Source organism: Streptomyces mauvecolor (assembly GCF_039532965.1).
In the GTDB taxonomy this organism is placed as follows: Bacteria; Actinomycetota; Actinomycetes; order Streptomycetales; family Streptomycetaceae; genus Streptomyces; species Streptomyces violascens.
The window spans coordinates 84,969-99,633 of sequence record NZ_BAAASQ010000015.1 but is presented as its reverse complement, the minus strand read 5'-3'; the positions used below and the strand labels follow the sequence as shown (position 1 = coordinate 99,633).

The 14,665-nt window shown below is 70.8% G+C and carries 13 protein-coding genes; 3 read left to right on the top strand and 10 right to left on the bottom strand.

Features of this window, described 5'->3' with window-relative positions; all coding sequences use genetic code 11:
• Both ABD346_RS21275 and ABD346_RS21270 read right to left on the bottom strand, forming a co-directional pair.
• On the bottom strand, window positions 1–182 hold a 182-nt coding region (locus ABD346_RS21275; protein WP_344376839.1), incomplete at its 3' end, for a hypothetical protein.
• A 161-nt stretch (window positions 183–343) separates the two neighbouring features.
• Window positions 344–1,351 (bottom strand): stage II sporulation protein M, encoded by a 1,008-nt coding sequence (locus tag ABD346_RS21270; protein ID WP_344376838.1) that lies wholly within the window; start codon window positions 1,349–1,351, stop codon window positions 344–346.
• A gap of 127 nt (window positions 1,352–1,478) precedes the next feature.
• On the opposite strand from ABD346_RS21270, the gene ABD346_RS21265 reads away from it, so the two are divergent.
• A complete protein-coding gene (locus tag ABD346_RS21265; RefSeq protein ID WP_344376836.1) occupies window positions 1,479–2,474 on the top strand; it encodes an RDD family protein in 996 nt (331 codons plus the stop codon).
• Window positions 2,475–2,558: 84 nt separating this feature from the next.
• On the opposite strand, the gene ABD346_RS21260 is transcribed toward ABD346_RS21265, so the two are convergent.
• Together ABD346_RS21260 and ahcY are read right to left on the bottom strand one after the other, a co-directional pair.
• Entirely contained in the window at window positions 2,559–3,179 is a 621-nt protein-coding gene (locus ABD346_RS21260) for a hypothetical protein (protein WP_344376835.1), read from the bottom strand.
• A gap of 239 nt (window positions 3,180–3,418) precedes the next feature.
• Window positions 3,419–4,882 (bottom strand): adenosylhomocysteinase, encoded by a 1,464-nt coding sequence (gene ahcY / locus ABD346_RS21255; protein ID WP_344376833.1) that lies wholly within the window; start codon window positions 4,880–4,882, stop codon window positions 3,419–3,421.
• Between the two features lie 476 nt (window positions 4,883–5,358).
• Between ahcY and ABD346_RS21250 the strand changes: the two genes are divergently transcribed.
• The gene (locus ABD346_RS21250) at window positions 5,359–7,383 is read left to right on the top strand and encodes a fructose-specific PTS transporter subunit EIIC (protein WP_381225907.1); all 2,025 of its coding nucleotides are present in this window, start codon (window positions 5,359–5,361) and stop codon (window positions 7,381–7,383) included.
• A gap of 541 nt (window positions 7,384–7,924) precedes the next feature.
• On the opposite strand, the gene ABD346_RS21245 is transcribed toward ABD346_RS21250, so the two are convergent.
• From ABD346_RS21245 to ABD346_RS21220, 6 genes are all read right to left on the bottom strand, one after another.
• Window positions 7,925–8,884: a cation diffusion facilitator family transporter gene (locus tag ABD346_RS21245; RefSeq protein ID WP_344376832.1), complete on the bottom strand. Its 960-nt coding sequence runs from the start codon at window positions 8,882–8,884 to the stop codon at window positions 7,925–7,927.
• A gap of 78 nt (window positions 8,885–8,962) precedes the next feature.
• Entirely contained in the window at window positions 8,963–10,129 is a 1,167-nt protein-coding gene (manA, locus tag ABD346_RS21240) for a mannose-6-phosphate isomerase, class I (RefSeq protein ID WP_344376830.1), read from the bottom strand.
• A gap of 183 nt (window positions 10,130–10,312) precedes the next feature.
• Window positions 10,313–11,440: an SIS domain-containing protein gene (locus ABD346_RS21235; RefSeq protein WP_344376829.1), complete on the bottom strand. Its 1,128-nt coding sequence runs from the start codon at window positions 11,438–11,440 to the stop codon at window positions 10,313–10,315.
• A gap of 66 nt (window positions 11,441–11,506) precedes the next feature.
• Window positions 11,507–11,689, bottom strand: coding sequence for a Trm112 family protein (locus tag ABD346_RS21230; RefSeq protein WP_053723767.1), 183 nt, complete (start codon window positions 11,687–11,689; stop codon window positions 11,507–11,509).
• Between the two features lie 218 nt (window positions 11,690–11,907).
• Window positions 11,908–13,269 (bottom strand): phosphomannomutase/phosphoglucomutase, encoded by a 1,362-nt coding sequence (locus ABD346_RS21225; RefSeq protein WP_344376827.1) that lies wholly within the window; start codon window positions 13,267–13,269, stop codon window positions 11,908–11,910.
• A gap of 190 nt (window positions 13,270–13,459) precedes the next feature.
• Entirely contained in the window at window positions 13,460–13,879 is a 420-nt protein-coding gene (locus ABD346_RS21220) for a DUF3499 domain-containing protein (RefSeq protein WP_189961444.1), read from the bottom strand.
• Between the two features lie 232 nt (window positions 13,880–14,111).
• Between ABD346_RS21220 and ABD346_RS21215 the strand changes: the two genes are divergently transcribed.
• Window positions 14,112–14,654, top strand: a complete 543-nt coding sequence (locus tag ABD346_RS21215; RefSeq protein WP_381225551.1) for a metallopeptidase family protein — start codon at window positions 14,112–14,114, stop codon at window positions 14,652–14,654.
• The last annotated feature ends 11 nt before the right edge of the window (window positions 14,655–14,665 follow it).

The following is a 14,665-nucleotide window of genomic DNA, read 5'->3' as shown; positions in this document are numbered from 1 at the left end:
GTATTTCGTGTTTCCAGCTTAGCAGATCCGATTTCCCGTTTCTGCCACCCGCTGGAGCGGGCTGCCGATTCGATATCCGCTTTCGCGTTTCCCTTTTCGGCGATTCCGACTCTATCAGAAGCTTTTCGGCCGACCGAATCGGCTTCATTGACTTCGAATGATGAATCGAAATGGCTCATCATTCAGAAATTCAATTTCCGATGAGAGCGAGAGAGATGCTAGCCAGTGCTCCCGAGCTTGTCCAGTCCGGGGCAACCGTTTGAATCTACCTCCCCACTCCGACCGTGTCAACGGTTTTTGTGGGCGAAGAGGACAGTAGCAGGTCAGAGGGGTCGTGCGCACATCACGCGGCCGTCGGGAGCTCGGCACTGCGGGCCGTGGCCTCGACGTCGCCCACCTCACCGGCCCGTGCGGCTCGGCCGCCCAGGACGTACACGTACACAAGAAAGGCCAGTTCGGCGGCGATGCCGATGGTGATTCGAGCCCAGGTGGGGAGGCCGGAGGGAGTTACAAAACCCTCGATCGTGCCGGAGACGAACAGCACCAGGGCCAGGCCGATGGCCATGCCTACGGCTGCGCGGCCCTGTTCGGCGAGGGCTGCTCGGCGGGTGCGCGGGCCCGGGTCGACGACGGTCCAGCCGAGGCGCATCCCCGTACCCGCCGCCACGAACACCGCGGTCAGTTCCAGGAGGCCGTGCGGCAGGACCAGGCCGAGGAAGGTGTCGAGGCGTCCCGCTGACGACATGAGGCCGATGCCGACGCCCAGGTTGAGCATGTTGAGGAAGAGGATCCACAGGACCGGGATGCCGAGGAAGGCGCCCAGGACCAGGCACATTGCGGCGGCCTGGGCGTTGTTCGTCCAGACCTGGGCCGCGAAGGACGCTGCCGGGTGGCTCGAGTAGTACGTCTCGTATTCGCCGCCCGGCCGCGTCATCTGGCGCAGGGCGTCGGGCGCGGCTATAGCGGACTGGACCTCCGGGTGGGTGCCTATCCACCAGCCGATGACCGCGGCGACGGCTATGGAGGTCAAGGCCGAGGGGATCCACCAGCGGCGGGAGCGGTAGACGGCCGCAGGGAAGCCCTCCGTAAGAAAGCGGGCGGCATCGCGCCAGGTCGCGCGGCGAGTGCCGGTGACGGTGGAGCGCGCGCGGGCCACCAGTTGCGTCAGGCGAGCGGTGAGCAGGGGGTCCGGGGCGCTGGACTGTATGTGGGAGAGGTGGGTGGACGTGCGCTGGTAGAGCGTCACCAGTTCGTCCGCCTCGGCGCCCGTGAGGCGGCGGCCGCGGTGCAGGAGGTGTTCGAGTCGGTCCCACTCCGCGTGGTGGGCGGTCACGAAGACGTCTAGGTCCATGTTCTGCTGCTGCTCCAGGCACTGGGTGCGTACGGTCCGTACTACGCGGCGCGCTGCGGGCCAGCTTGGCAGACTGGGTGGTCAAAGGGGTGGGCAAGGCCGTTTGCAGTGGAGGGTGGGGTATCGAGTGAGCGCGCTGGTCACGGGGGACGCGGTCGTACTGGGGCTGCGGCCTGCGCGGTTGCCGAGTCGGGCACTGGCGTTGGTGATCGATCTGGCCGTGGTGTGGGCCGCGTACATATTGGTCTCGCTGGTCATGTTGTTCGCCACCGCGTCGCTGGATGCCGCTGCCCAGGCCGCGACGACCGTCGCCCTGTTCGTGCTTGTGCTGGTCGGGGGCCCCATAGCGGTCGAGACGCTGTCGCACGGGCGGTCGCTGGGGAAGCTTGCCTGCGGGCTCCGGGTGGTGCGGGACGACGGGGGGCCGATCCGGTTCCGGCACGCGCTGGTCCGGGGGGCCATGGGGGTCATCGAGATTCTGCTGACGTTCGGGGTCGTCGCCTGTATCGCGTCGCTCGTCTCTGAGCGCGGGCGGCGGATAGGGGACGTCTTCGCAGGGACGCTGGTTGTGCGGGAGCGGGTGTCGTCGGGGTGGGCCGCGGCCGTTCCGCCTCCGCCGCCGTGGCTGGTGGGGCGGTTCGCCGGGCTGGACCTGTCGCGGGTGCCGGACGGGCTGTGGCTTGCGGTGCGCCAGTACCTGATGCGTATGCGACAGCTCGATCCGCAGGTGAGCTGGACGATGGCGGTCCGCCTGGCCGAGGACATGGCGGCCTGTACGGGGACGCCCCTCCCGGACGGGGTGCCGCCTGCCGCCTATCTGGCCGGTGTGGTGGGCGAGCGCCAGGCGCGGGATGCGCGACGGGCATTCGGGCCGGGGCAGGCCGGCGGTGGCACGGTGGCTGCGGTTGCTCCGCCCTGGTTCGTGGGCCTGGGTCCGGGTCCGGTTCGAGGTTCGGGCGCGGGGCCGCGACCGGCCCCGGTTCCGCCTGCGGTTTTCCCGTCGGCGGGTCTGCCGGCTTCGGGCGGTGCCGCTGAGCCGACTGGTTCCGGGGGGCCGGGTGTCGAGGCGGCGAACAACGCTGAGTCTCGCGTGCGTTCGACGGGGTTCGCGCCACCCGCCTGACGGTGGGCCGGAGTTGGGCCGCCGGTGGCGGGGTCCGGGCGGCCAGCCGTCCGGACCGGGGTGTTCGAGCGTTCGGTGCCGGGGCTACGGCGTGGGGAACGTCGAGGGTGGGGATTCCAGGGATTCCAGCTCGATTCCCGGGGCCGCGAGGACTACGTCACCCGCGATGTGGACGGTGTGCTGCTCCCCCGTGTCCAGGGCGCTGACCTGGTACTCGTCCACGGTCAGGGGGCCATTGTCAGTGGCGTGCGCTTCACTTTTCATCAGGGCCCAGGACTGGTCGATCGTCCGCGGGGCGAGGACCGGGTCCGTGAAGGCGACGAGGCGGACGCGCGTCGTCGGGGACTGGGGGGTGAGGCGGAGCAGACGGGAGGTGGCGACCAGGAACGCGGGTGAACTGCCGGCGAAGGCGTGGGCGCGGACATTGCCTTCGGTGGCGTGGACCCCGGAAGGGTCTGTACGGACCCAGGTGACGCCGTCGAGCGCGGCGCCTCGTACCTGCCAGCCGGCGGCATGGAGTTCGAGGCGGATCGGTCGGCCGAGTTCGTCGAGGGCCAGGTCTACGGAGCCCGCATGGTCTCCGGAGGGGGTGGTGAGCTGGGAGACGTAGCGCCAGCCGGAGGGGCCGGGCGCGCAGTGGAAGTGTTCTTCACCGAGAGGGGTGTGGTCGTGGGGATCGTGAAGCGAATATCGGCCGCGGGGCATGGGATCTCGGGGTCCTCGGGAGTCGGGCGCTGACTCGGTGTGGGGGCGGTATGGGGCAGGCCCCCGTCACGGGGGTGCGGGGGCCTGCCTCAGTACCGATGACCTGCCCGGGTACCGACGACGTACCGATGGAGCCCGTGCGCCTGGTGGCCGCTGGGCCGACGATGCGTCAACTCCGGTGACTGCAGGGGCCGTTGGGCCCGACGCCCTGCAGTCCTCGGGGTGCCGGTGTCAGGTGCTCAGTAGCGGTAGTGGTCCGGCTTGTACGGGCCCTCTACCTCTACGCCGATGTACGCGGCCTGCTCCGGGCGGAGTTCGGTGAGCTTGACGCCGAGCGACGCCAGGTGGAGGCGGGCGACCTTCTCGTCGAGGTGCTTGGGCAGCACGTAGACGTCGGTCGGGTACTCGGACGGCTTGGTGAAGAGCTCGATCTGGGCCAGCGTCTGGTCCGCGAAGGAGTTCGACATGACGAAGGAGGGGTGACCGGTCGCGTTGCCGAGGTTCAGCAGGCGGCCCTCGGAGAGGACGATCAGGACCTTGCCGTCGGGGAAGGTCCAGGTGTGCACCTGGGGCTTGACCTCGTCCTTGACGACGCCCGGGATCTTGGCCAGGCCGGCCATGTCGATCTCGTTGTCGAAGTGACCGATGTTCCCGACGATCGCCTGGTGCTTCATCTTGGCCATGTCCGAGGCCATGATGATGTCCTTGTTGCCCGTCGTGGTGACGAAGATGTCCGCCTTGTCGACGACCTCGTCCAGCGTCGTGACCTGGTAGCCGTCCATCGCCGCCTGGAGCGCGCAGATCGGGTCGATCTCGGTGATGATCACGCGGGCGCCCTGTCCGCGCAGGGACTCCGCGCAGCCCTTGCCCACGTCGCCGTAGCCGCACACGACGGCGGTCTTGCCGCCGATGAGGACGTCGGTGGCGCGGTTGATGCCGTCGATCAGGGAGTGTCGGCAGCCGTACTTGTTGTCGAACTTGGACTTCGTCACGGCGTCGTTCACGTTGATCGCCGGGAAGAGGAGGTCGCCGTCGCGCATCATCTCGTACAGGCGGTGGACACCGGTGGTGGTCTCCTCCGTCACACCGCGGATCTCGGAGGCGAGCTGGGTCCACTTCTGCGGGTTCTCGCCCAGGGTGCGGTTCAGCACGGTGAGGATCTGGGCGTACTCCTCGGAGTCCGCCGTCGACGGGTCCGGGGCCGCGCCGGCCTTCTCGAACTCGACGCCCTTGTGCACCAGGAGGGTGGCGTCGCCTCCGTCGTCCAGGATCATGTTCGGGCCGCCGGTCGGGGTGTTCGGCCAGGTCAGCGCCTGCTCCGTGCACCACCAGTACTCCTCGAGGGTCTCGCCCTTCCAGGCGTAGACCGGGACGCCGGCGGGGGCGTCCGGGGTGCCGTTCGGGCCGACCGCGATGGCGGCGGCCGCGTGGTCCTGGGTGGAGAAGATGTTGCAGGAGGCCCAGCGGACCTCGGCGCCGAGGGCGACCAGGGTCTCGATCAGCACGGCGGTCTGCACGGTCATGTGCAGCGAGCCGGTGATGCGGGCGCCGGCCAGCGGCTGCGTGGCGGCGTACTCCTTGCGGATCGACATCAGGCCGGGCATCTCGTGCTCGGCGAGGGTGATCTCCTTGCGGCCGAAGGCGGCGAGGGAGAGGTCGGCGACCTTGAAGTCCTGGCCGGCGCCGGTGGCGTCAGTCGTCATGGCGGGCTGCTCCTCGTGGGTTGGTGGCGAGGGTGGGTACGGCTGGTCTGCGGGCGCGGCGATGGGCATGGGAGTGCCCGAACGCGCTCGCAGCGCAGTCCGTCGGAGGCCCTCTCTCCCTCGGCCGGGTCCATGAAGGACCGACCGACCGCCATCAGCAGCGACGTCTGGCTCTGGTCACGAATCTACACCGATCGGCCGAGCGTGCCCCAGCGTGCCCGGCCAATGGCCTCGGCAGGAAATCGGGACCAGAGTCCGGATGAACCGGGCCTAACGGACTTTTGATCTGGCCCTTACCTGATGGAGGATGCTTGGGTCGGCCCGACTCGGGATACGAGCGGAACGTACGCAGGATCTGCGCGACGAGGCGCGAAGCGTTAGGAGACCCCCACGTGACCAGTCCGGCTAGCGAGGGGCAGCGGAAGTTGAAGCTGCTCGCGGTGACCGCCTGTCCGACCGGCATCGCTCACACCTACATGGCCGCCGAGAAGCTGGCCCAGGCTGCGGCGGCGCTCGGCATCGAGATGAAGGTGGAGACGCAGGGCTCCATCGGGGCCGAAAACGTACTCTCTGACAACGATGTCAGAGAGGCGGACGGCATCATCATCGCGGCCGACAAGGATGTCGCGCTCGATCGGTTCGTCGGCAAGAAGGTGTTGAGCGTGCCGGTCGCCGACGGCATTCACCGTCCCGAGCAGCTCATCGAGCAGGTGCAGAGCGCGGCCGTGCACGCGGGCGGCCACGGCCTCCCGGCCGGCGGTGGCGGCGGTGCGGGTGGCGGCAAGGAGCGCAGTGCCGCGTACAAGGCGCTGATGAACGGTGTCTCGCACATGATCCCGTTCGTGGTGGTCGGCGGTCTGCTGCTCGCCGTCTCGATCGCGCTGGGCGGGCACAGTACGCCGAAGGGCATCGAGTTCGACAAGGACTCGTTCTGGTTCTACGTCAACACGCTCGGCACGCTCGGCTTCAAGCTGATGCTGCCGATCTTCTCGGGTTACATCGCCTTCGCCCTCGGCGACCGGCCCGCCCTGGTGCCCGGCATGATCGGCGGCTTCCTCGCCGCCGACGCCGTGAACATCTACGGCGCGGACGCGAACGCCGGATTCCTCGGTGCGATCGCGACGGGTTTCCTCGCCGGGTATCTGGTGCTGTGGATCCGCAAGGTCAAGGTGCCGAAGTTCGTCCAGCCGATCATGCCGATCATCGTGATCCCGATCGTGTCGACGCTGGCGTTGGGACTGTTCTACATCTACGTGATCGGACAGCCGATCTCCTGGGTGTTCACGCATCTGACCAGCTGGCTCAACGGCATGACCGGATCCAGTGCGATCGTGCTCGGCGCGCTGATCGGTCTCATGATCGCGTTCGACATGGGTGGGCCGGTCAACAAGACGGCGTTCCTCGTCGCGGTGGGTCTGATCGGCACGAACAACGCCGTCATGGGCATGGCCGCGGCGGCCATTCCGGTCATGCCGCTCGGCCAGGGCCTGGCCACGCTGCTGCGGCGCAAGCTCTACACCGACCAGGAGCGGGAGACCGGTATCGCGGCGCTGTTCATGGGCTTCTTCGGCATCTCCGAAGGTGCGATTCCGTTCGCCGCGGCCCGTCCGGCCCAGGTCATCCCCGCGAACATGCTGGGTGGCGCCGTGGCCGGTGCGGTCGCGGGTGCGGCCGGGGTGACGGATTCCGTTCCGCACGGCGGGCCGATCGTTTCGCTGTTCGGGGCCGTGGGCGGGGCGGCGATGTTCTTCGTGGCCATCGCCATCGGTACGGCTGTCACCGCGCTGACCACGAATGCGCTGATCGACATCAAGGAGCGGAAGGGGCGGCGGGGCGAGGCTGGGGCTGCTGCTGCCTTGGTTCCTGAGCCTGCTTTGGCTGGGGTGGCTGTTGGTGGGGGCGCGAGTGCCGGTGGTGTGAGTGCCGGTGGATCTGCGGGTGCCAGTAGGTCTGCGAGTGCTGGTGGTGCTGCGGGTGTCGGTGATCAGGGTGCTTCTGCCTTGTCCGTCCAGGCCCCGGAACGCTCTGGCTCCGTTGCCGCGCCCGAGGTGCTCTCCGGGTATCTCACCGCCCAGACCGTCAAGGTTCAGCTCGCCTCGCACGACAAGGACGCCGCGATCCGGGAGATGGCCGAGATGCTGGCCTCGACCGGGAACGTACGGGACGTCGACGAACTCGTACGGGTCGCGCTCGCGCGGGAGGCCCAGGGGACGACCGGGCTCGGCGAGGAAATCGCCATTCCGCATGCGAAGACCGATGCGGTGTCCGTGCCGACCGTGGGGTTCGCCCGGTCTGGCGAGGGCATCGAGTGGGGGTCGCTCGACGGGACGCGGGCCAAGCTCATCTTCATGATCTCCGTGCCGGAGGCCGCGGCCGGGGACGAGCATCTGCGGATTCTGGCGTTGCTGTCGCGGAAGTTGATGGATACGGGGTTCCGGGGGCGGTTGTCGGAGGCATCAGACGCGGCGGCGGTGCTGGAGGTGCTGGCGGAGATCCAGTAGGCGGTGGGGGGGGGCTCCCCGCCCCAGCCCCTTCCCGAGACCCCCCGGGGGTCTGATCGGCCTCGGCCGGTGGGTGCGCTGGGGGCTCTGCCCCCCAGCCCCTGCTCCTCGAACGCCGGAAGGGCTGGGTCGCCGGGGTCGTACGCGGGGGCCCGACCCTTACGGTCCCCTGCCCGGCCCGGCCGGGGGACGGAATCAGCTGCGCCCCGCACCGGTTGCCTGGCCTGGGGTGCTCAGCCGAGGAGGGCCGCCGCGGCCGGGGCGGGCCGGCGCCCTCACCCGGGTCGCTGTCAGCCGGGCCGCTCGGCCGAAAGTGGCCGCCCCGGCCAACGGCCAGACGCCCCGCCAAGACCAAGCGCACCCGGCCAAGCCAAGGCATCCCAGCCGATGCGCCAGACGCCCCGCCCCAAAGCAAAACCGACCCCACCTGGCCAAGACCGTGGCAGCCCAGCCGATGGCCGGCACCGGCCAGAGCCAAAACCAAGCCAGCCAAGCCAAGGCACCCCAGAGCCAAAGCGCCCCCGCCGAAGGCTGTGATGGCTCAGCGGCCGCCCGGGGTGGCGGCGGGGTCGGGGCCCGCCGCTGCTTCCTCCGCGCTGTAGATGTCGGGCTCCAGGTAGATCACCCTCGCGATCGGGACGGCCGCGCGGATGCGGGACTCCGCCTCGTTGATCGCGGTGGCGACCTCCTGGGCCGTGTCGTCGTGCTGGACGGCGATCTTGGCGGCCACCAGGAGCTCCTCCGGGCCGAGGTGGAGGGTACGCATGTGGATGACCGAGGTCACCGTGTCGCCGTCCACGATCGCCGCCTTGATCTTCGCCACCTCGTCCACGCCGGCCGACTCGCCGAGCAGCAGCGACTTGGTCTCCGCCGCCAGGATGAGGGCGATCAGGATCAGCAGGACGCCGATGCACAGCGTTCCGATACCGTCCCAGACGCCGTCGCCCGTGGCCAGCGCGAGGCCCACGCCGAGGAGGGCCAGGACCAGGCCGACCAGCGCGCCGAAGTCCTCCAGGAGGACGACGGGGAGTTCGGGCGCCTTCGCCCGGCGGATGAACTCCTTCCAGGACAGGCCGCCCCGGGTGACGTTCGATTCCTTGATCGCGGTACGGAACGAGAAGCCCTCCGCGACGATCGCGAAGACCAGCACGCCGACCGGCCAGTACCAGGCCTCGATCGCGTGCGGGTGCTGGATCTTCTCGTAGCCCTCGTACACCGCGAACATGCCGCCGACCGAGAACAGCACGATCGAGACGAGGAACGCGTAGATGTAGCGCTCGCGGCCGTAGCCGAAGGGGTGCTGGGGCGTCGCCTCGCGCTGGGCCTTCTTGCCGCCGAGCAGCAGCAGGCCCTGGTTGCCCGAGTCGGCGAGCGAGTGCACGCTCTCCGCGAGCATCGACGACGAACCGCTGAACAGGAACGCCACGAACTTCGCCGCCGCGATGGCGAGGTTGGCGCTCAGTGCCGCCACGATGGCCTTGGTTCCGCCTGACGCGCTCATGGAGTAGCCGTCTTCCCTTCGTCGGTTGCCCTCTGCGGGGCCGGCCGATGCCGGACCCCGCGGCGGCACATTGTTACATCAGGCAACCACCGTGGCGCGGAACACCGTTCCCGTACCGGACAGTTCGGACTCTTCCTCTGCCGGTACGAATACGGACGCGCCGGGGGTCAGTGTCAATCCCCCGACCGAGGGGCTGCCCGCCGTGCAGAGGACGATCTGCGGGGTCTGGGCCGTCAGGTCGGTGGGGGCCGCGCCCTCGGCCCGTACGAAACGGGACAGGCGGAACTCGTCGATCGGGGTCTCGTACAGCTCCTCCCCCGCCGCCGACGCCTCGGGGCGCAGCACGCCGGGGTCGGTCGGCTCGAAGCGTACGACCCGGAGCAGTTCGGGGACGTCGACATGTTTGGGAGTCAGACCGCAGCGGAGGACGTTGTCGGAGTTGGCCATGATCTCCACGCCCATGCCGCTGAGATAGGCGTGCGGCACTCCGGCGCCGAGGAACAGGGCTTCGCCGGGCTGGAGTTGGACGTAGTTGAGCAGCGTCGCCGCGATCACACCCGGATCTCCGGGGTAATGGTGCGCGAGGGAGGCGTATGCCGTGTACTGCGCGCCGCCCAGGCGTTCGCATGCGGCGGCCGTCTCGGTCACCGTCGCCGCCATCTCCTCGCGGTCGGCGCTCAGTACGGCGGTGAGGACCTCGCGCAGGGCCGCCTCGACGGGGTGGGCGCGCAGCAGGTCGACGTAGGGCTTGAGCGAGTCGACTTCAAGGGCCGCCAGGGTCTGCGCGGCCTCCTCCGGCGCGCGGAAGCCGCACAGGCCCTCGAAGGGCGTGAGCGCACAGATCAGTTCGGGCTTGTGGTTGGCGTCCTTGTAGTTGCGGTGCGGGGCCTCGATCGGGACCCCGGCCCGCTCCTCGGCCTCGTAGCCCTCCTTCGCCTGGGCGAGGTCGGGGTGGACCTGGAGGGAGAGGGGGGCGCCGGCCGCGAGGAGCTTGAGCAGGAAGGGCAGGCGGGGGCCGAACCGGGCCACGGCCGCGCGGCCCAGCTCGCCCGCCGGGTCCACCGCGATCACGTCTGACAACGATGTCGGGCCTGTGCCGCGGTCGAGCCGGGACGGGGCTCCGGGGTGGGCGCCCATCCACATCTCGGCCTGGGGCTCGCCGCTGGGGGTGGCGCCGAGGAGTTCCGGAATGAGGGTGGTGGAGCCCCAGGCGTAGGGACGGATGGTGTTGGTGAGACGGTCCATGGGTCGTCCTGTGTTCTCTTTCGGGTTCCGGAAGCCGGCTCCGGAAGACGGTTCCGGGAGACGTTCCGCATGCGGGGGTTCCGCGTTCGGGGGGTGCCGAAGGCTATTGGCTTCCCGGTGGCGGACTGGCTGTGGCAGGCGCCCTGTCCCTGGGCAGACCCCGGCCGCGCGGCGCGGGCGGGGTCAGGTCGACGCGATCGTCAGGTACACGGTCGCGAAGTCGGTGATGGCGAGGAGCTCGGCGAGGCATTCGAGCTCGTTGCCCTCCTCGGGTTCGAGTTCGCTGATCGGGGTGTCGTGGCTCAGCGCGAGTTCACGGGCGGCCGGGGCCGCGGAGAGGCCGCCGACGGGCCGGTCGCGCAGCAGGACGACGCGGGCGTGCAGGTGCTCGGGCTCCTCCACGCGGTCGCGGAAGAAGTCGTCCGGGTCGGCGCCGGCCGCGAGCGAGCCCGCGAGCAGCACGCCGTGCGCGGGCAGCGCCTCGGGGAGTTCGGCGGCGAGCGCCGGGTGGCCGGACAGCTCGCTGAGCACGGCGGCGAACCGGCGTCCGGCCGAGGCCGCGCCAGCGCCCTCGGTCCAGATGAGCGGCAGCGACTCGGCGAGCTCGGAGGCGAGCGTCTTCGCGGGATTGCTGTAGGTCGCGATCGCCGGGCCGCAGCGTTCGGCGGTGCGGTCCAGGCGGGCGGCGACCTTCTCGATGGTCTCGGGGGGCGCGCTGAGCAGCCCGACCCGGTCGAGGAGCGCGAGCAGGGGCGTGAAGAGCGACCACAGGGCACCCGGGCTCGCGGCGGACATCTCCGCCTCGTCGGGTTCGAAGGGAGCCGACGCCATCGGGACGACGAGGCCGTGCACGCCGTCCACGGCCTCCGCGAGCGGAGAGCGCTGCGGGGCGACCGCGACGACGTTGCAGCCCCGGCGGTAGGCCTGCTCGGCGAGCACGGCCAGGCCCGGCTCGGTGCCGTCGGTGGTGGTGATGAGCAGCAGGTCGACGGAGCCCGCCCAGCCCGGCAGGCTCCAGCGCAGGGCGCCCGCGGCGGGTGCGACGCCGGTGGACTCCAGGCGGGTGACCGGTGCGGACGCGCCCGCGAGCGCCGTGATCAGGTCGGCCACTCCCGCGGCCGCGGTGCCGGGACCCGCGATCAGTACGGACCGGGGGCGGCCCTCCGGCTTCAGCTCGGCGATACCGGCCTCGGCCGCGTGCCGGGCCGCGGTGCGGACGCGGGCGCCCGCCTCCGCCGCGCCGCGCAACAGCCCACGGCGATCGGCCCTGGCGAGGGCTTCCGGTGCATCGAGCAGCGACTCGTCGAGCATGTAGGTCGGCCTCCGGCTCTGGCTTGACGGGTTACCGGGAGTGCGCGGGCCGGGCCCGCACCCTGCTTACGCGGGGCGGCGGGCCTCGTCCACCAGGAGGACCGGGATGCCGTCGCGCACGGGGTAGGCGAGGCCGCAGTCCTTGCCGGTGCAGATCAGCTCGGGCTCGTCCGCCGAGGTCGCGTCGCTGAGCGGGGCGTGGCAGGCCGGGCAGGCGAGGATCTCGAGGAGGCCGGCTTCGAGCGGCATGGGGTTCCCTTCGGCGTTTCTTCGTTCCGTACGCGTCCGGAACGCGCGCGGGGGTCGGGCCAGGTCAGCCTACCGCCGGGGTGGCCGGGGTGCGTGCCCGGTGAAGGGAGTCCCGCCCGGCGTGAAGCATGGGCGGCACCCGGCGCCCGGCGTGGGCGGCCCGGCCGCCCACGCCCTTCGGAAGCCGACTCCGGGTGCACCCGCGGTCAGGGCCTGCCTCAGCCCCGGACGATCGCCAGGACCTCATCCCGTACCTTCGCCATCGTCGGGACGTCGCGCGCCTCGACGTTCAGGCGGAGCAGGGGCTCGGTGTTGGAGGCGCGCAGGTTGAACCACCAGTCCTGGGCGGTGACGGTCAGGCCGTCGAGCTCGTCCAGGGTGAGGCCGGCCCGGCCCTCGTAGGCGGCGCGGACGGCGGCCGCGCGGCCCGCCTGGTCCTCGACCGTGGAGTTGATCTCGCCCGAGCCCGCGTAGCGGTCGTACTGGGCGACCAGGGCGGAGAGGCTGCCCTCCTGGCCGCCCAGCGCGGCGAGGACGTGGAGCGCGGCCAGCATGCCGGTGTCCGCGTTCCAGAAGTCGGCGAAGTAGTAGTGCGCGGAGTGCTCGCCGCCGAAGATCGCTCCGGTGGCCGCCATCTCCTGCTTGATGAAGGAGTGGCCGACCCGGGTGCGGACGGGGGTGCCGCCGTTCTCGCGGACCACCTCGGGGACGGACCAGGAGGTGATCAGGTTGTGGATCACGGTGCCGCCGGGGTGCCGGGCCAGCTCGCGGGCCGCGACCAGGGCGGTGATCGCGGAGGGCGAGACCGGCTCGCCCCGCTCGTCGACGACGAAGCAGCGGTCGGCGTCGCCGTCGAAGGCGAGGCCCAGGTCGGCGCCCTCGGCGATGACGCGGGCCTGGAGGTCCACGATGTTCGCCGGGTCGAGCGGGTTGGCCTCGTGGTTGGGGAAGGTGCCGTCGAGCTCGAAGTACATCGGGACCAGGTCGAGGGGCAGCCCCGCGAACACGGTGGGCACGGTGTGCCCGCCCATGCCGTTGCCCGCGTCGACCACGACCTTCAGGGGGCGGATGGAGGAGAGGTCGACGAGGGACAGGAGATGGGCCGCGTAGTCCGTCAACGTCTCGCGCTCGCCGATCGTGCCCGGCTCGGCGGCCGGGGTCGGGGCGCCCTGCTCGGACCACCGCTCGACCAGTTCGCGGATCTCGGCGAGGCCGGTGTCCTGGCCGACCGGGGCCGCGCCCTTGCGGCACATCTTGATGCCGTTGTACTGGGCCGGGTTGTGCGAGGCGGTGAACATCGCGCCCGGCAGGTCCAGGGCGCCGGAGGCGTAGTACAGCTGGTCCGTGGAACACAGGCCGATGAGCGTGACGTCCGCGCCCAGGGCGGCCGCGCCGCGCGCGAAGGCCGCCGAGAGGCCGGGCGACGAGGGCCGCATGTCGTGGCCGACGACAATGGCGTCCGCCCGCGTCACGGTGACGAAAGCCGCGCCGAACAGCTCGGCAAGGGACTCGTCCCACTGATCCGGCACCACTCCGCGGACGTCGTACGCCTTCACGATCTGCGACAGATCAGCAGCCACGGCCCAACCTTCCCTGATGTCGTCGACGGCGTCCTCCCCGGGGCGCCGACCGGGCTCCCAAACTACCCGCCGCCACCTGGGCCCCGGCCACAGCTTCGGTGGAACCGGGACGACTGTGTCAACTCGGCCGCGACACCTGTGGGTTGCGGGGCGACAGCTCGGGAGACCCTCCGACGACGGCGGATCCGGGTCAGGATTCGGGCGAGGGCAGGACGCGCAGATGGCCGCGGCGGCCGACTTCCGCCGGGTCCGCCGCGCGCGCGCCGCCGGGCTCGGCGGCGCGCTCCTGGGGACGTGCGGCCTCCCGTACGGCGTTGGCGAGCGCCTCCAGGTCGTCGCCGCTGGGGCGGGCCGGGGCGGAGGCATCCGTCAGGCGGACGACCTCCCAGCCGCGGGGCGCGGTCAGGCGCTCGCTGTGCTCGGCGCACAGGTCGTAGCAGTGGGGTTCGGCGTAGGTGGCGAGCGGACCGAGAACTGCGGTCGAGTCCGCGTAGACGTACGTCAGTGTCGCGACGGCAGGGCGGCCGCACGCGGTGCGCGAACAGCGACGTACAGGGCTCACGACGTTGGACGGTACCGCACTCTTGACCGGGCCGCGACGACTCTCCACCAGGTCACTCCCCCGTGTCGCGGTGTGAGCTCGCACACAGGAGGCGTCCGAGCAACTGCGCTGACCTGCACGGGAACAGGGGGCCACGGGCAGTTACCGACCTTGTGCCGACCGCCACTTGGGAACGATTCGGTCAAACGACGTGAAATCCTAGGTGTCGGACGGGCCGGTAACCGCTCTCATGCGTGGCCGAAATGGTCATCCCGCGACATGCCCGCGCCACGCCCGCGACATGCGGTCCCCCGGGCCGTCGCCGCGATCGCCACCGGCTCCGGAGGGCTACGCTGCGTCAGTGATGGACAGCTCCAGCTCAGCCGAAGGTACTGGCTCCCGATCGGGGCCCCGGCGCCGCGACCGGCACGGCCGTGGCATGCGCGGGCCCGTGGCGCCTCCCCAGGTGCCGCTCTCGGCCAGCAGGGCCGAGGCCTTCCGCGATCTCGTACTCGACTCCGTGGAGCGCCTGGAGCGGCGCTGGCCGCAGCTGGCGGAGGTGGAGTTCCTGGTCACCGACGTGCCGTTCAAGGACTCCCCCGGCACCGCGGACGACGACGGGGAATCGGCGGCCTGGAGCGACGAGGCGGTGCCGCTGGGCCGTGCGCTCCCGGCGGGCAAGGACCGGCCCGCCCGGATCCTGGTCTACCGCCGGCCGGTCGAGATCCGCACCAAGAACCGGGACGAGCGGGCCCTGCTCGTCCACGAGGTCGTGGTCGAGCAGGTCGCCGAACTCCTGGGCCTGGCACCCGAGTCGGTCGACCCGCGGTACGGACAGGACTGAGCGCGCTCTTC